Genomic DNA, 15,746 nt, shown 5'->3' with positions numbered 1-15,746 from the left:
CAAATCACGCCACTCTGTGCGCCGCGGGGGTGCGAAACGGCTCCGGGAGAGCCTCATGACCACCCCCGGCGGACACCGCGCCGCGTCCCGGCTCCACGCGTATGCGTACTCGACCATCGCATGCCCGTCTACTGACCCATCCACCCCACCTGCAATAGGACGGTGGAATATGCGCCCGCCCGCCTGTGGCCCGGTGGGCCCCGCACCCGCTAGGAATCGTCCAGAGGGCCGATGACCGGGCCCGGCGCCGCCTCCGGCGGGGGTTGCCGGGGCCTACGGGACCCATGGGGCGGCGGACTTTACAACGCGCCGCCCGGCATTTCCGAGCATTACTGGATTTGACCCCCAAGGGCTGAACCCTGCGTAACCTCACCGTCACTGGCGAAGCGCCACCGGTGGGCGCCCGCCATGGGTGACGCAGGGAGGGGAGGCCGCATGCCCGGAATCGACGAGTGCTTACTGGAAGCGATGACCGTGAACGGCGCGCGCGGAGCCGCCGTGATCGAGTGGACCAGCGGACTCGCGCTCGGCATGGTCGGCGAGGTGCGCGACGAGGACCCCGAGGCCACCGCGGCGGAGACGGCGGAGCTGGCCCGGATGGCCGCCGAGCAGCGGGCGTTCGCCGCGCTGGGCCCCGGGAGCGACAAGAGCGGCGCCGACGCGGACGAGGCGGACGGGGAGCCCGCCGTCGAGGACGTCATCGTCACCACCCGCACCTGCTACCACCTGCTGCGCTTCGTCGACACGGCCTTCGACAGCGGCGTCTTCTTCTATCTGTGGCTCGACCGCCGGGAGGGGAATCTGGCGCTCGCCCGGATCCGGCTGCGCGATATGTGCGGGCGGCTGACGCTGGTATGAGCCTGCCTCACCGGACCGGGGCGCGGACCGGACACGCGCCCAGCCTCGCCGGGCTCGCCGCCGAGCGTGCCAGCGGCGCCCTGCTGTGCGACGCGGGCACGGTCTATCTCCGGGACGGCCAGGTGGTGCACGCCGAGAGCCCCGTGGCCCCCGGGATCGAGGTGCTGCTCACCACAAGTGGGCGGCTGACCGCCGACAACTGGCGGGAGGCGGTGGGCCGGACGGGCCGGGCCGGTGGGGTCGGGCGGTTCCTCGTCGACAGCGGCCTGCTGTCGGACGCGGAGCTGGAGATCTGCCAGCTGGGCGCGCTGTTCGACGCGGCGTACTTCGCGCTGGGGCACGGCAGCGGACCCCGCGGCTTCCAGCGGGGCGCGGCCCACTGGCTCGGGCCGGTGCGCCCGGTGGGCGCGGTGGCCGTCGAACGCGAGACCCGGCGCCGCGGCAGACTGCTGGCGGCCTTGTGGCCGTATCCGCAGGTGGACACGGAGCCGGTGGTGCTGCGCCGCCCCGATGGCCGCGCCCCGGCCGTCACCCCCCGTCAGCGCGCGGTGCTGGCGCTGGCCGACGGGGTCCGCACCCCCGCCCGTATCGCCCGGGAGCTGGGCCGTCCCGCCTTCCACACGCTGATCGACATACGGCGGCTGGCGGCGGCGGGCCATGTCGCCACCCCACGCTCCACGCGTCCGGAACATCCGGGCCGTCCCGGCCCGCCCGCCGCTTCCGCGCCGCCCGGACCGGACCGCGGTCCCGGCGCGGTCGTCTTCACCGATCCCGATATCGACCTGCTGCGTCGGCTCCGTGACGCCTTGGAGGCAACCCTGTGATTCCCCCGACCGACCCGCCCGCCCCGTGCGCGGCGTCATGAGACTCCCCCTGCGGCAGCGCACGGAGCGGAAGTGGCTGCTGGCCGCCGAGCCCGAAGTGCTGGAGGAGCTGCGCCGGCTGCGGGCCCGGGTGACCCATGTGACCGGCGCCCTCGCCGCCACCAGCGACGGCGTGGTGCTGGCGCATGACACGGCCACCGTCGAGCCCGAGGGCGTGGCGGCGCTGACCGCCGCGGCCCTCGGGGTGGCGCAGTCGCTGGCGGGTGCCACCGGGCGGGGCGCCTTCCGTGAGCTGCTGGTCCGCGGCGAGAACGGCTATGTGGCCACCTACGCCGCGGGTTCCACGGCCGTGCTGACCGTGCTGGCCGGTGACCGCACCAACGTCGGCCGCCTCCATATGGAGGCCCGGCGCTCGGGCGCCCGTCTCGCCGATCTGGTGGGCGTCGCCCTCAGCAGGGCCGAGCAGCCCTGACCCCACGACCTCCCCCGCCCGGCGCGCACCCCGCGCGCCGAGATCCGATCCGCACATCACTGACATCGAAAGGAACAGCCACGATCATGGCGAACACCCAGACCGCGCTCAAAGAGGCGATGACGTCCATCGAGGGCTCCCTCGGCGCCGCGCTGGTCGACTACTCCAGCGGGATGGCCCTCGGCACCGTGGGCGGAGGCAAGGAGCTCGACCTGACGGTGGCCGCGGCGGGCAACACCGATGTGGTGCGCGCCAAGCTGCGGACCATGGAGCAGCTCGGTCTGCAGGACGGCATCGAGGACATCCTCATCACCCTCGGCAGCCAGTACCACCTGATCCGGCTGCTGAAGGGCCGGGACAGCCAGGGCCTCTTCCTCTATCTGGCGCTGGACAAGAACCGGGCCAATCTGGCGATGGCACGCCACCAGCTGCGCAAGATCGAGGCCGACCTGGAGGTCTGAGCCGTACGGCCCCGATCCATGCGCCGCGCGTCCGGTGGGTCGGCCCGGCCCACCGGACGGGGCACGTTAACGCACCAGGCAGGGCCGCTTGTTGTCGAAGGTCCAGCCCGGAACGAGATAGCGCATGCCGACCGCGTCGTCCCGCGCGCCCAGCGCCTTCTCCTGGTAGAGGGCGTGGGCGGCGAGGAGCCGGTCCCGGTCGAGCCGGATCCCCAGCCCGGGGGCGTCCGGGATGGCGATCTCACCACCGGCGATCCGCGGCGGCTCGACGGTGAGCCGCTCCAACCCCTCCTGCCAGATCCAGTGGGTGTCCAGCGCGTTGTACGCGCCCGGAGCGGCGGCCCCGCAGTGGGCCACCATCGCCAGGGAGATGTCGAAGTGGTTGTTGGAGTGGCAGCCCCAGGTCAGCCCCATCTCATGGCAGAGCTGAGCCACCCGTACCGACCCCTGCATGGTCCAGAAGTGGGGGTCGGCCAGCGGGATGGAGACGGACTGCAGCGCCAGTGCGTGGGTCATCTGCCGCCAGTCGGTGGCGATCATGTTGGTGGCCGTGGGCAGTCCGGTGGCGCGCCGGAACTCGGCCAGGATCTCCCGGCCCGAGTAGCCGTCCTCGGCGCCGCACGGGTCCTCGGCGTAGGCGAGCGTGCCGAGCAGCGGCCGGCACAGCTCGATCGCCTCGCGCAGCGACCAGGCACCGTTGGGGTCGAGGGTGATACGGGCCTCGGGGAACCGCTCCTTGAGCGCCCGTACCGCCTTGACCTCCTCGTTCCCCTCCAGGACCCCGCCCTTGAGCTTGAAGTCCGCGAAGCCGTAGAGGTCGTAGGTGGCCTCGGCCTGACGGACGATCGCCTCGGGGGTCAGCGCCTCCTCGTGGCGGATGCGGTACCACTCGGCGTCGGCGTCGGGCTCCCGGACATACTCCAGGTCGGTCCGGTCGGGGTCGCCGACGTAGAACAGATAGCCCAGGACCCGTACCGAGTCGCGCTGCTGCCCGTCGCCCAGGAGCGCCGCGACGGGCACCTCCAGATGCTGCCCCAGCAGGTCCAGCAGGGCCGACTCGACGGCGGTGACGGCGTGCACGGTGGTGCGCAGATCGAAGGTCTGGGTGCCCCGGCCCCCGGCGTCGCGGTCGCCGAACCGCTGCCCGATCTCGCGCAGCACCCGCTTGTAGTCGCCCACCCGCGACCCGACCACGAGGGATTCGGCGTCGCGCAGCGTCTGGGTGATCTTCTCACCGCCGGGCACCTCGCCCAGCCCGGTACGACCCTCGGAGTCCTCGAGGACCACCACGTTGCGGGTGAAGTAGGGGCCGTGGGCGCCGGACAGGTTCAGCTCCATGCTGTCCCGGCCGGCGACCGGGTAGACGGCGAACGAGGTGACGGTCGGCTGGCTCATCATGGCGTCCTTGGGTCGGGGCGGTCAGACCTTGAGTGTCGGACCTCGAGTGTCAGACATTGAGTGCTTCGAGGGCGGCTTCGACGGCCAGCACGCCGCCGAGGCCGAGGACCGCGAGCACGGTGGTGTAGGTGGTGCGCGCCTTGATGGCGTCGATGACGGAGAGGTTGAAGTACTCCTTGAACATCCAGAAGCCGGGGTCGTTCACATGGCTGAAGGCGATCGATCCGCAGGAGACGGCGAGGACCATCAGCTCGGGGTGGACTCCGCTGTTCTCCAGGAGCGGCTGCACCACACCGGCGGCGGTGACCACGGCGACCGTGGCGGATCCGAGCGCCACGCGCAGGACGACGGCGATGAGCCAGGCGAGGATGATCGGCGAGATGGACCAGTCGTCGGTGAGGTCCTTGATGTAGTCGGATATCCCGCCCTCGACCAGGACCTGCTTGAACGCGCCACCGGCCCCGATGACCAGCAGGATCATCGCCATCGCCTGGGCGGCGGAGTTGCAGGAGGCGCTGACCTCGGACAGGCTCCGGCCGATCCGCGGGCCGAACGCCCACACCGCCAGCAGCAGGGTCAGCAGCAGGGCGATCGGCGCCGATCCGATGAAGGTGATGAAGTGCAGGAGCGGGCTGGAGCCGGAAGCGGCCATGTCGGTCACCGCGGCGCCCGCGATCAGCACCACCGGGACCAGGGCCACCGACAGCGACCAGCCGAGGCCCGGCATCTCCTCCTCGGTGAAGGTGCGCTCGCTGACCAGGCCCTTGGGGATCTCGGGGTCCATCCGGCGGACGAACGGAAGGCGCGGCCACACCAGGGCGATCAGCGCACCGGCCGGAACGGCGATGAACAGCCCGTAGAACAGGGTCAGGCCGACCGAGGCGTGGAAGGTGGAGGCCACCGCGGTGGGCCCGGGGTGGGGCGGCAGGAAGCTGTGCATGGTGGACAGGGCGATGGACATCGGAAGGCCGACCCACAGCAGGTTCTTGCGGGTGACCCGGACGATGGTGAACGCCACCGGCACGATGATGACGAAGGCCACCTCGTAGAACATGGTCACGCCGATGAGCATGGCGGTGACCACCATCGCCACCTGGACCCAGCGCAGTCCGAAGGTGTCGATGAGGGTGTTGGCTATGCGCTGGGCGGCGCCGCAGTCGCCCATGACCCGGCCGACCATGGCGCCCAGACCGACGACGAGCATGGTGTCGCCGATCTGACCCCCGACGCCCTCTCCGAGGACATCGGGGATCTTCTCCATCTCGACCCCCTGCACCAGCGCGACGCCGACGGCCACGAGGAGCAGGGCGATGAAGCCGTTGAGCTTCAGCCTGGTCATGAGAAACAGCAGGATCGCCACGCTGATTCCGACGACGACTAGAGGCATGTCTTCAGTTCTCCTTTGAACTGCGGCCGGTTGAGCCGGAGACTCGAACGGCTGCCAGACGGGCCAAGGAGTCCACGTACATGCACTCCGTCTATATATGCAGATGGAGGTTAGAGGGGTGAACACCGCCGGTCAATGGGTATGGCCATGGATCCGTGACCGGCGCCGACGCGAAACCGGCTTATCGGGCGCCGAACTCCGCCTTGGCGCACGTCCAGGCGCGGGCCTGCTCGCTGAGGGTGATGCCGAGACCGGGCCGTGCGGACACCCGCATCCGGCCGTCGCGGATCTCCAGCCGCTCGTTGAACAGCGGCTCCAGCCAGTCGAAGTGCTCCACCCACGGCTCCTGCGGATAGGCGGCCGCCAGATGGAGGTGGATCTCCATCGCGAAGTGCGGGGCGAGTTGCAGATGGTGCTGCTCGGCGAGGGTGGCCAGCTTGAGGAACTGGGTGATGCCACCGATGCGCGGCGCGTCGGGCTGGATGATGTCCGCCGCGTTGTGGCGTATCAGCTCCCAGTGTTCGGCCACGCTGGCCAGCATCTCCCCGGTGGCCACGGAGGTGTCCAGCGAGGCGGCGAGGGCCGCGTGACCGGCCGCGTCATAGGCGTCCAGCGGCTCCTCGATCCAGACCAGGCCGAACTCCTCGAAGGCGCGCCCCATGCGCTGTGCGGTGGGCCGGTCCCACTGCTGATTGGCGTCCACCATGAGCGGTACGTCATCGCCCAGGTGCTCCCGTACGGCGGTCAGCCGGCGCAGGTCCTCCTTGCCGTCCGGCTGGCCCACCTTGATCTTGATACCGCCGATTCCGCTGGCCAGGGAGGCCGTCGCGTTCTCCAGCAGTTGCTCGGTCGGCGTGTGCAGAAAGCCACCGGAGGTGTTGTAGCAGCGGACGGTGTCGCGGTGTGCGCCCAGCAGCTTGGCCAGCGGCAGCCCGGCCCGCTTGGCCTTGAGGTCCCACAGGGCGATGTCGAAGGCCGCGATCGCCTGGGTGGACAGCCCGCTGCGGCCCACTGAGGCACCGGCCCACACCAGTTTGGTCCAGATCTTGGCGATGTCGCTGGGGTCCTCGCCGAGGAGGGTGGGCGCGATCTCCTGGGCGTGGGCGAACTGGCCGGGCCCTCCGGCGCGCTTGGAGTAGCTGAAGCCGATGCCCTCGTGTCCCTCCTCGGTGGCGAGTTCGACGAAGAGGAAGGCCACTTCCGTCATCGGCTTCTGGCGCCCGGTGAGCACCTTGGCGTCGCTGATGGGAGTGGTCAGGGGAAGGACGACCGAGGACACTCGGATCCAGGAGACCCGGTCGAGGGTTGCCTCACCTGCCTGCTGCGCGGCGTGCGTTGCCGTATGCGATGTGGTCACCACGTGTTGTCCCTGTGTGTGGGGCCCGTATGCGGGGCGAGTGGATGTCGTCGGAACCGCCCCCGGGCGGCCGACGAGCTCCTTTGCAAGCTAAGGTCGCCAGACGATCTACGTCTAACTTAAAATTGGCATGCGTTGATACCGGGAGAGCATCGTTGTTCACGCTCATGCAACTCACCAGCTTTGTGACGGTCGCCGAGGAGCTGCATTTCACCCGGGCCGCGGAGCGGCTGAAGATGACCCAGCCGCCGCTGAGCCGCCAGATCCAGCTGCTGGAGACCGAATTGCGGGTCCAGTTGCTGGAGCGCACCAACCGCTCGGTGCGGCTCACCCCCGCGGGACGCGCCTTCCTCACCGAGGCCCGCCGCATCCTGCGCCAGTCCGAGCACGCCGTGCTCGCCGCCCAGCAGGTGGCCACGGGCGAGGCGGGGAGCATCGCCATCGGCTTCACGGCGGCCAGCGCCCACTCCGTGCTCGGCACACTGCTGGAGATCGCCCGCGCGGCCATGCCGGGCGCGGAGATCACCCTGCGCGAGATGGTCACCCGTGACCAGTTGGAGGCCGTCACCGAGCAGAGCCTGGACCTGGGCCTGGTGCGGCCCTCGGTCACCGGACCGGATCTGCGCTCCCGGCCCGCGGCCCGCGAGCGGCTGCTCGCCGCCCTGCCGACCGGGCATCCGCTGGCGGCGGGCGAAGGGCCGCTGAAGGTGGCCGACTTCGACGGGCAGGAACTGCTGATGTACTCGCCCATCGAGGCGCGCTACTTCAACGAGCTGCTCATCAGCATCTTCCGCGCCGCACACGCCACCCCGGTCTTCTCCCAGTACCTGAGCCAGGTCCACACCATCCTGGCCCTGGTGAACGGCGGCTGGGGAGTGGCCCTGGTCCCGGAGACCGCCGCCCGGCCGCTCTACCCGAACATCGTCGTCAAATCGGTGGAGCTGACCACCCCGGAGCCGGTAGAACTCAACCTCGTGTGGCGCAAGAACAACGACAACCCGGCCCTGCACGCACTGCTCCGCCACGCGGCCGCCCTTCTCCCCGACCGAGGAGCCTGACCGGCGTGACTCCCAGGACCTCCGGTGGCCTGCTGCGGCGCCACCGCGACTTCCGGCTGCTGTGGTGCGGCGAGACCGCGGGGAAGTACGGCTCGGCCGTCACCGCTGTGGCGATGCCACTGATCGCCGTCTCCACCCTGCACGCGGACACCTTCGAGGTCGGTCTGCTGGCCGCCACCGCATGGGCCCCCTGGCTGCTCATCGGCCTTCCGGCGGGGGCGTGGGTGGACCGGCTGCCCAGACGGCCGGTCATGGTGGCCGCCGCGGCGGTCTCGCTGGTGCTGTTCGCGTCCGTCCCGGTGGCCGCCCGGTCCGGTCTGCTGAGCGTCGGAGTGCTGCTGGCCGTCGCCCTGCTGACGGGTACGGCGGCGGTGTTCTTCCAGACCGCCTACAGCGCCTATCTCGCCGGGCTCCTGGACCCCGCCGACCAGCCCGAGGGCAATGCCAAACTGCACGGCAGCGCGTCCGCCGCGCAGATCGCCGGACAGGGTTCCGGCGGTCTGATCGCACAGCTCGCGGGCGCGGTGAACGGGATGTTCGTCAACGCCGCGACCTTCCTGCTCTCCCTTCTCTGCCTGACCGGCATCCGCTTCCGCGAATCGCGCGTCCCCCGGGCCGAGCGTCCGCCCCGGGCGCTGGCCCGCGAGGTGGCCGAGGGGCTGCGGCTGATCGCCGGCGACCGGTGGCTGCGCACCCTGACGCTCTTCGCGGCCGCGTCCAATCTGGCGCTGATGGGATACCAGTCGATCCAGGTGGTGTTCCTGGTCCGGACCGTGGGTCTGCCACCCGGGCTGGTGGGTGGCCTCGTCGCGGCCGTCAGCATCGGCGGCGTCGCCGGGGCGTTCTGCGCCCGCCGCGTCGCCGCCCGGATCGGCGACGCACGGGCGACCCTCGTGTTCGAAGTGGGGCTGGCCGTCGGCGCCCTGCTCATGCCGATGACCGCCGAGGGGCCCGGGGTCGTGCTGTTCGTGGCGGGCGGTTTCTGCGTCACCGCCGGTGTGGTGGCCGGCAATGTGATCAAGGCGAGCTTCCAGCAGCGCTATTGCCCGCCGGAGCTCCTCGGGCGGCTCGCCGCCACCTCGGCGTTCGTCAGCTATGGAACGCTGCCCCTCGGGGCCCTGCTCGGCGGTGCGCTGGGCACCGCGCTGGGCCTGCGCACCGCCATGTGGATCACCACGGCGGGCATTCCGCTCGCCGGGCTGATCCTGCTCTTCTCCCCCATCCGGCGCTCCCGGGACCTCCCGGCGTCGGCTCCGCCCGGGCCACGCCATGAAGCCCCCGCCACGCCATGAAGCCCCGCCGCCTCGTGAAGACCACATCATGAAAAGGAGCTCTCGCCATGACCACTCCCCGCGGCGTGGTGCGCGATGCCGCACCGGCCCGGGAAACCGCCCGTGGTGAGGGCCCGTTGCCGTAAGGCTCGCGTCGCCCGGCCCACCGTGCGGAGCTACGCTCGAAAGGGAGGGACTCGGTTCGCCTTCGAAGGGAGCGCTTCCGTGTCCGTCACATCACGCGCGTCGGCTCCGGCGCCGCTGCCCAGACATCGCGACTGCCCCTTCGATCCGCCCGGCGCCTACGCGGCGCTGCGGGAGGACGGCGGGGCCAGCCGGCTGGCCTTCCCGGACGGCAAGGTGGGCTGGCTGCTCACCCGGCACGAGGACGTGACGCGGCTGCTGGCGGACGACCGCTTCAGCTCGGACCGCCGCCGCACCTCCTCACCGGTGCACGCGTTTCCGGTCCGCCCGGACGACCGCCGCATGCTGGGCTCGTTCATCGGCATGGATCCACCCGAGCACACCCGCTACCGGCGGCTGCTGAGCAAGTGGTTCACCGCCCGGGGGCTGCGGGGGCTGCGACCGCGGATCGAGGAGATCGTCGAGGACCACCTGACCGCGATGGAGCGCGCCGGCCCCCCGGCCGACCTGGTGACGTCGTTCGCCCAGCCGATCCCGTCGCTGGTGATCTGCGAGCTGCTGGGGGTGCCGTACGAGGACCGGGCCGACTTCCAGCGGTGGGCCACCGTTCTGCTCCGGCTCGGCCGGCGCGAGGAGGAGGTCTACGCGGCCCGGGACGCGCTGTGGGAGTACATGCGGGGGCTGATCGGCACCAAGCGGCACCGGCCGGACGAGGGGCTGCTCTCGCGACTCGTCAACGGCGATCACGGCGCGCCCGGCGGCCCCGGCAGCGCCACGGCGGCCGGGCTGACCGACGAGGAGCTGACCGGTGTGGGGCTGCTGCTGCTCGTCGCGGGCCATGAGACGACGGCGAACATGCTGGCCCTGGGCACCTACGCGCTGCTGCGCCACCCCGAGCAGTCGCGCGGGGTGCGCGAGCGGCCCGAGGTGATCGACCACGCGGTCGAGGAACTGCTGCGGTACCTGACCATCGTCCAGTTCGGGATCGTACGGGTCGCGCGGGAGGACCTCGAGATCGCCGGGGCGCGGGTACGGGCCGGGGAGACGGTGGTCGGGGCGCTGGCCTCGGCCAACCGGGACGCCTCGCGGTTCGCCGCCCCGGACACCCTGGACGTCACCCGCGACCCGGGCGATCAGATCGCCTTCGGCCACGGCATCCACCAGTGCCTGGGCCAGCATCTGGCGCGGATGGAGATGCGGACGGGCTTTCCCGCCCTGCTGCGGCGCTTCCCCACGCTCCGCCTGGCGGTGCCGCCCGACGAGGTGCCGCTGCGCCACGACATGCTGATCTACGGAGTCCATCGGCTCCCGGTCGCCTGGGACCGGGCCGTCGGTTAGGGCCCTTCTGACGGATCTCCGCACGACAGACGCTAGGCGGCCGGCAGGTCCGCCCACCAGGTGATGCCCTCATGGCAGGTGTGGCTGCCGTGGCGCGTGGACAGCGCGGTGACGATGCCGAGCCCGCGGCCGTGCTCATCGGGCTCGATGTCCTCGTCCACCCGCTGATCGGCGGGGATCGGGCCACCGTCGGTGACCTCGATGCGCAGGCCGGCCCGGCCCTCGCACTCGGTCCAGCTCAGTCGCAGCACGGCCGGGGGCAGGGCGTGCAGGATCGCGTTGGTGACCAGCTCCGAGATCACCATGAGCGCCTCGTCGAGCCGGTCGGCCGGCAGCTCCCATTCGGACAGCAGCGCGTGCGCCCGCCGCCGTACGGTGGCGACGGCCTCGCAGATGTGCGGGACGGCCAGGACGTGGTCGCCGGCCTCGTCCGCCGAGGGCTGGTCCGGGGCCTCATCGCGCATCGCCGCCGACGGCCGGCCCGGGATTTCGTCGCGGGCAACCGCCGACGTCACCAGGGAGTCCGGGTCCGGCGCCTGGGAGCCGATGAGACGGGCGTCGGTGAGATCGACGGCCCCCGCGGCCTGCCCGGTCACGCCGTGCCTGGTGATACCGGGCCCGGTGACGCCGGGCATCGGCAGGCTCAGTTGTTCCGCCACGTCTCCTCCTCTCCAAGCCGGGTTCTGTCTCTCTGCCGGGCACCCTTCGGGCCACCTATCGGCATACTGGTCTTCTTGTCCCGATACGGACGCTATGGGCCGCATCGGCCGGGGTCAACGAATCCGGGTCGGCATTGCCGAACGTTTCGCGTTCTCGCCGACGGGCTGTGCCACTGGCCGAAGAGCTACGATCGCGACATGGCCGGCCCGGTGCAGTCCATCGAGCGGGCGGCGGCGATCCTGCGGCTGCTCGCCCAGGGGTCCGGTCGGCTCAGTCTGGGCGAGGTGGCGGCCTCGCTCGGCCTCGCGAAAGGCACCGCGCACGGCATCCTGCGCACCCTGCAGAGCGTCGACTTCGTCGAACAGGACAAGGCGACGGGGAAGTACCAGCTCGGCGCGGCGCTACTGCACCTGGGGACCAGCTATCTCGACATCAACGAGCTGCGGTCCCGCTCCGTCAACTGGACCGACGCCCTGGCCGCGCGCAGCGGTGAGGCGGTCCGCCTCGGAGTGCCCCTGGAGGGCAAGGTCCTCATCGTCCACCACGTCTTCCGGCCCGATGACACCTTCCAGACCCTGGACGTGGGCTCGCTGCTGCCCCTGCACGCCAGCGCGCTGGGCAAGATCCTGCTGGCGTACGGGACGACTCCCCTGGAGCCGCTCATGGAAACCGAACTGGAGAGCTACACCCGGCACACGCTCGACTCCCCCCAGCAGCTGAGCCGGGCGCTGGCCGAGATCCGCGACACCGGGTGGGCGTTCGCGGCACAGGAAATGATGATGGGCGAGGCGGACATCGCCGCGCCGATCCGCGGACAGGGCGGGCTGGTGGTGGGCGCCGTCGGCATCTCCGGCGCCATGGACCGCCTCTGCGACAGCAAGGGACGGCCGCATGGCTCGCTCGTCGGGCTGACGCGCGACGCCGCCCGGGCGATCTCCCGCGATCTCGGCGCGGCCCGCTGGTGATGCCCCATGCCCTGCTCCAACCCGCCCGAAGGCAGGCCAGGCCATGGTTGAACGCTATGTGATGTCCATCGACCAGGGCACCATGTCCACCCGGTGCATCATCTTCGACCACCAGGGACGGCTGGTCTCGGTCGGCCAGCGAGAACACGAGCAGTACTTCGCCAAGCCCGGCTGGGCCGAGCACGACGCCGCCGAGATCTGGTCCCATCTGCGCCGTGTCGTCGTCCCCCGGGCCCTGGAGGGCGCGGGGATCGGCCCCGAGCAGATCGCGGCGATCGGCATCGCCAATCAGCGCGAGACCACGGTGGTCTGGGACCGCCGCACCGGCGTTCCCGTGGGCCACGCCATCACCTGGCAGGACACCCGCACCAGCGGCTATGTCGAGGAGCTGCGCCGGACCACCGGTGACGACTTCTTCCTCGAGCGCTGCGGGCTGTCGCCCACGACCTACTTCTCCGCGCCACGGCTGCGCTGGCTGTTCGACCATGTCGACGGCTTGCGCGAGCGCGCGGAGCGCGGCGAGGTGCTGTTCGGCACGATGGAGAGCTGGCTGATCTGGAACCTCACCGGAGGGCCCGACGGCGGACTGCACCTGACCGACGCCACCAACGCCAGTCGCACCATGCTGATGAACATCCGCAGCCTGGCCTGGGACGATGAACTACTCGCCTATTTCGATGTGCCCCGGGCGATGCTGCCGGAGATCCGCTCCTCCGCCGAGCGCTACGGCATGGCCCGCGCCCTGCTGCCGGACGTCCCGATCTGCGCGGCCCTCGGCGATCAGCAGGCGGCGCTGTTCGGGCAGACGTGCTTCGCCCCCGGCGAGGCGAAGTGCACCTACGGCACCGGCAGCTTCCTCCTGGTCAACACCGGCACCGAGCTCGTACGGTCCCGGCACGGGCTGCTGACCACGGTGGGCTACAAGGTCGGCGGCGAGCCGCCGGTCTACGCCCTGGAGGGCCCGATCGCCGTCACCGGCTCACTGGTGCAGTGGTTCCGCGACCGCCTGGGGCTGATCCACAGCGCCCCCGAGATCGAGACCCTCGCCCGCGGCGTCGAGGACAACGGCGGCTGCTACATCGTCCCGGCCTTCTCCGGGCTGTTCGCCCCGCACTGGCGCAGCGACGCGCGCGGGGTGATCGTCGGGCTCACCTCGTACATCACCAAGGGCCATCTGGCCCGGGCCGTCCTGGAGGCCACCGGGTGGCAGACCCGTGAGGTGGTCGACGCCATGAACGCCGACTCGCCTCGGCCGCTGCGCCGGCTGAAGGTGGACGGCGGGATGACCTCGAACAATCTGCTGATGCAGTTCCTGGCCGACGTCCTGGACATGCCCGTGGTGCGTCCCATGGTCTCCGAGACCGTCTCCCTCGGCGCCGCCTACGCCGCGGGGCTCGCCTCCGGCTACTGGCCGGATCTGGAGGGGCTGCGCCGCAACTGGCACCGCGCGGCCCAGTGGATGCCCACGATGGACCCCGCGCGGCGGGAGGCGGAGTACGAGAGCTGGCGGCGGGCGGTCGAGAGGTCGCTGGGCTGGGCCAGGTCGTAGCCCGGGGCATATTCCTCCGCGGCCCGCGGAGGAATCGAGGCGGAACGGGACGTGTGAGTTCCCTGAGGCGGGGTATTCGAGCCAGCCGCGGCTGTTCACTCGAGCCGCTCTGGGACCCAGAAACCCATGAAGACCCAAAACCCGATCCATGGACGGAATCATGACCAGCCCTTCCGATGAAAACGTCTCCGCCACCCAGCAGGCCCTCGGCGAGCTGGCGGCCGACCGGGCGGACGAGTCGGCGCTGAACACCCTTGCCAACAGTGAGGTCCTCCTCCCCTCCGCCGAGACCGGAGAGGAGACGGACCCGCAGGCCGTGACCCTGCCCGTGTTCCAGCAGGAGGACGGCGCGCAGCTGGTACCGGTCTTCACCACTCCGGCCCGGATGCACCAGGCCCTGCCCCAGATCGAGCGGTACCACCTGGTGCCGCTGGGCGCGCTGGCCCAGGGATGGCCCTCCGAAGAGCTCTCGCTGACCATCGACGCGGGCGCCCCGGAGGCCGTCACCCTCTCGGCCACCGGCGTGCGGAGCCTGCTCAGCGGCTCCGGTCCGGCCGCCTGACCCTCCCGCGGCGGCCCGTGCCCCCTTGCTCCGTACGGGCACGGGCCGCGGCGATGCCCGAACTCGGCGGGCCGTTCGCTGATTGGCCACCGTCCCGATCCATCGTCTACCGTCCCGTAGGCAACTGATCACGGAAAGACACCGGCGGGACGGACCACGTGAGCGCGATCAACATCGGACAGGCCGCCGTTCTCGGCGTCGTGGAGGGGGTCACGGAATTCCTCCCGGTCTCGTCCACCGGCCACCTCAAGATCACTGAGGGGCTGATGGACATCCCGGTGGACGACAAGTCCGTCGTGGCCTTCACCGCGGTGATCCAGGTCGGCGCCATCGCCGCCGTCCTGCTGTACTTCTTCCGCGACATCCGCCGCTTCGCCACCGCGTGGGCGCGCGGGCTGGTCAACCGCGAGGAGCGGTACCACCACGACTACAAGTTCGCCTGGTGGGTCATCTACGCCACCATCCCCATCGTGGTCGTGGGCCTGGCGGCCAAGCCGCTGATCGAGGGCCCGCTCGCCTCCCTGTGGGTGGTGGCCGCCTCGCTGATCGTGGGCAGCGGGCTGATGTGGCTGGCCGACCGGATGGGCCGCCACAAGCGCGGGGAGGACGACACCAGTGTCAAGGACGCGATGCTGGTCGGCTCCTCGCAGATCCTCGCACTGCTCTTCCCCGGCTTCTCCCGCTCGGGCGCCACGATGGCCACCGGCCTCATGCTCGACCTGGACCGGGTGGCCGCCACCCGGCTCTCCTTCTTCCTGGGCATTCCGTCGCTGACCGGCGCGGGGCTCTACGAGCTCAAGGACGCCATGGGCGGTGGCGTGGGCACGACGCCGCTCGCGGTGGGCACGGTGGTGTCCTTCGCCGTGGCCTACGCCTCGATCGCCTGGCTGCTGAAGTTCGTCGCCAAGCATTCGTTCAACGCCTTCGTGATCTACCGGATCGTGATCGGCCTGGCGCTGTTCGGGCTGCTCGGCGCGGGCGTCCTCAACGCCTGACGCCGTTCCCCCAGCGGCTCGCCGGATAGTCGACACACCGCCCGCCCCGCCGGTGTAGTACGTGCCCGGGTCGCCCGCCGCCAGCTCGCGGTCCAGGGCGAACCGGGCCACGAGGTCGAGGTTGGCCACGAAGTCGGGGTTGGCCACGAAGTCGGGGTTGGCCACGAAGTGGGTGGCGTAGGAGACGGCGTCCGCGAGCCCGGCTTCGATCACCGCGTTGCCGGTCTCCCGGTCGAAGCCGTGGTTGGCGATCAGCGGGCCGTCGAAGAGGCGGCGATAGCGGGCGAAGGCGGTTCGCGGAGCCCCGCGCTGGTCAATGGGTCCGTAGGGATCGTCGTGGCCCTGCACGGCCGGCTGCTCCTCGCCTGCCCTGACCGTCACCGTCGGGGACGGGAGGATCGCCGCGTACGAGGTGGTCTCCGACCCCGCGCGGCTGAGCGGTCTGGA

The 15,746-nt window shown here is 71.0% G+C and carries 15 protein-coding genes; 11 read left to right on the top strand and 4 right to left on the bottom strand.

The annotated features are described in order from the left end of the window. The first annotated feature begins 435 nt into the window (after positions 1-435). From ACZ6TD_RS43440 to ACZ6TD_RS43425, 4 genes are all read left to right on the top strand, one after another. Positions 436-858, top strand: coding sequence for a hypothetical protein (locus ACZ6TD_RS43440; RefSeq protein WP_471347120.1), 423 nt, complete (start codon positions 436-438; stop codon positions 856-858). Next, complete coding sequence (locus ACZ6TD_RS43435; protein ID WP_471347118.1) at positions 855-1,682, top strand: transcriptional regulator; 828 nt, start codon at positions 855-857, stop codon at positions 1,680-1,682. The genes ACZ6TD_RS43440 and ACZ6TD_RS43435 overlap by 4 nt, the downstream gene beginning before the upstream one ends. A 37-nt stretch (positions 1,683-1,719) precedes the next feature. Continuing rightward, positions 1,720-2,154, top strand: a complete 435-nt coding sequence (locus ACZ6TD_RS43430; protein ID WP_471347116.1) for a roadblock/LC7 domain-containing protein — start codon at positions 1,720-1,722, stop codon at positions 2,152-2,154. Between the two features lie 86 nt (positions 2,155-2,240). After that, the gene (locus tag ACZ6TD_RS43425) at positions 2,241-2,615 is read left to right on the top strand and encodes a hypothetical protein (RefSeq protein WP_471347114.1); all 375 of its coding nucleotides are present in this window, start codon (positions 2,241-2,243) and stop codon (positions 2,613-2,615) included. A gap of 66 nt (positions 2,616-2,681) precedes the next feature. Here ACZ6TD_RS43425 and ACZ6TD_RS43420 read toward each other — a convergent pair whose 3' ends face one another. The 3 genes from ACZ6TD_RS43420 to ACZ6TD_RS43410 form a co-directional block, all read right to left on the bottom strand. After that, positions 2,682-4,010 (bottom strand): enolase C-terminal domain-like protein, encoded by a 1,329-nt coding sequence (locus ACZ6TD_RS43420; protein WP_471358578.1) that lies wholly within the window; start codon positions 4,008-4,010, stop codon positions 2,682-2,684. A gap of 52 nt (positions 4,011-4,062) precedes the next feature. Then, complete coding sequence (locus tag ACZ6TD_RS43415; RefSeq protein WP_471347113.1) at positions 4,063-5,400, bottom strand: gluconate:H+ symporter; 1,338 nt, start codon at positions 5,398-5,400, stop codon at positions 4,063-4,065. A 181-nt stretch (positions 5,401-5,581) separates the two neighbouring features. Further along, positions 5,582-6,760 carry an L-talarate/galactarate dehydratase gene (locus tag ACZ6TD_RS43410; RefSeq protein WP_471347111.1) on the bottom strand — a complete coding sequence of 393 codons (1,179 nt, stop codon included), beginning with the start codon at positions 6,758-6,760 and terminating at the stop codon, positions 5,582-5,584. Positions 6,761-6,912: 152 nt separating this feature from the next. Here ACZ6TD_RS43410 and ACZ6TD_RS43405 point away from each other — a divergent pair, with 152 nt between their 5' ends. The 3 genes from ACZ6TD_RS43405 (at position 6,913) to ACZ6TD_RS43395 (ending at position 10,568) form a co-directional block, all read left to right on the top strand. Next, positions 6,913-7,815: a LysR substrate-binding domain-containing protein gene (locus tag ACZ6TD_RS43405; RefSeq protein WP_471347109.1), complete on the top strand. Its 903-nt coding sequence runs from the start codon at positions 6,913-6,915 to the stop codon at positions 7,813-7,815. A gap of 5 nt (positions 7,816-7,820) precedes the next feature. Then, the gene (locus tag ACZ6TD_RS43400) at positions 7,821-9,107 is read left to right on the top strand and encodes an MFS transporter (protein WP_471347107.1); all 1,287 of its coding nucleotides are present in this window, start codon (positions 7,821-7,823) and stop codon (positions 9,105-9,107) included. Positions 9,108-9,311: 204 nt separating this feature from the next. Beyond that, positions 9,312-10,568 (top strand): cytochrome P450, encoded by a 1,257-nt coding sequence (locus ACZ6TD_RS43395; RefSeq protein ID WP_471347105.1) that lies wholly within the window; start codon positions 9,312-9,314, stop codon positions 10,566-10,568. Between the two features lie 32 nt (positions 10,569-10,600). Here the strand turns inward: ACZ6TD_RS43395 and ACZ6TD_RS43390 are convergent, their stop codons facing one another. Then, positions 10,601-11,227 carry an ATP-binding protein gene (locus ACZ6TD_RS43390; RefSeq protein ID WP_471347103.1) on the bottom strand — a complete coding sequence of 209 codons (627 nt, stop codon included), beginning with the start codon at positions 11,225-11,227 and terminating at the stop codon, positions 10,601-10,603. Between the two features lie 198 nt (positions 11,228-11,425). Between ACZ6TD_RS43390 and ACZ6TD_RS43385 the strand changes: the two genes are divergently transcribed. From ACZ6TD_RS43385 to ACZ6TD_RS43370, 4 genes are all read left to right on the top strand, one after another. After that, positions 11,426-12,193 carry an IclR family transcriptional regulator gene (locus tag ACZ6TD_RS43385; RefSeq protein WP_471347101.1) on the top strand — a complete coding sequence of 256 codons (768 nt, stop codon included), beginning with the start codon at positions 11,426-11,428 and terminating at the stop codon, positions 12,191-12,193. Between the two features lie 43 nt (positions 12,194-12,236). Continuing rightward, positions 12,237-13,742 (top strand): glycerol kinase GlpK, encoded by a 1,506-nt coding sequence (glpK, locus tag ACZ6TD_RS43380; RefSeq protein WP_471347100.1) that lies wholly within the window; start codon positions 12,237-12,239, stop codon positions 13,740-13,742. Positions 13,743-13,902: 160 nt separating this feature from the next. Then, the gene (locus ACZ6TD_RS43375; RefSeq protein WP_037964666.1) at positions 13,903-14,304 is read left to right on the top strand and encodes an SseB family protein; all 402 of its coding nucleotides are present in this window, start codon (positions 13,903-13,905) and stop codon (positions 14,302-14,304) included. 158 nt (positions 14,305-14,462) lie between these two features. After that, positions 14,463-15,299, top strand: a complete 837-nt coding sequence (locus ACZ6TD_RS43370; RefSeq protein ID WP_471347099.1) for an undecaprenyl-diphosphate phosphatase — start codon at positions 14,463-14,465, stop codon at positions 15,297-15,299. The last annotated feature ends 447 nt before the right edge of the window (positions 15,300-15,746 follow it).

It is taken from the genome of Streptomyces yongxingensis (assembly GCF_055597465.1).
The sequence above is the reverse complement of the archived record's forward strand: the minus strand, read 5'-3'. Positions and strand labels throughout refer to the sequence as shown.

Coding starts and splice junctions, on each gene's coding strand:
- ACZ6TD_RS43385 (WP_471347101.1), top strand. CDS start 11,426: ATGGCCGGCCCGGTGCAGTCCATCGAGCGGGCGGCGGCGATCCTGCGG.
- ACZ6TD_RS43375 (WP_037964666.1), top strand. CDS start 13,903: ATGACCAGCCCTTCCGATGAAAACGTCTCCGCCACCCAGCAGGCCCTC.
- ACZ6TD_RS43415 (WP_471347113.1), bottom strand. CDS start 5,400: ATGCCTCTAGTCGTCGTCGGAATCAGCGTGGCGATCCTGCTGTTTCTC.
- glpK (WP_471347100.1), top strand. CDS start 12,237: ATGGTTGAACGCTATGTGATGTCCATCGACCAGGGCACCATGTCCACC.
- ACZ6TD_RS43440 (WP_471347120.1), top strand. CDS start 436: ATGCCCGGAATCGACGAGTGCTTACTGGAAGCGATGACCGTGAACGGC.
- ACZ6TD_RS43420 (WP_471358578.1), bottom strand. CDS start 4,010: ATGAGCCAGCCGACCGTCACCTCGTTCGCCGTCTACCCGGTCGCCGGC.
- ACZ6TD_RS43435 (WP_471347118.1), top strand. CDS start 855: ATGAGCCTGCCTCACCGGACCGGGGCGCGGACCGGACACGCGCCCAGC.
- ACZ6TD_RS43425 (WP_471347114.1), top strand. CDS start 2,241: ATGGCGAACACCCAGACCGCGCTCAAAGAGGCGATGACGTCCATCGAG.
- ACZ6TD_RS43430 (WP_471347116.1), top strand. CDS start 1,720: ATGAGACTCCCCCTGCGGCAGCGCACGGAGCGGAAGTGGCTGCTGGCC.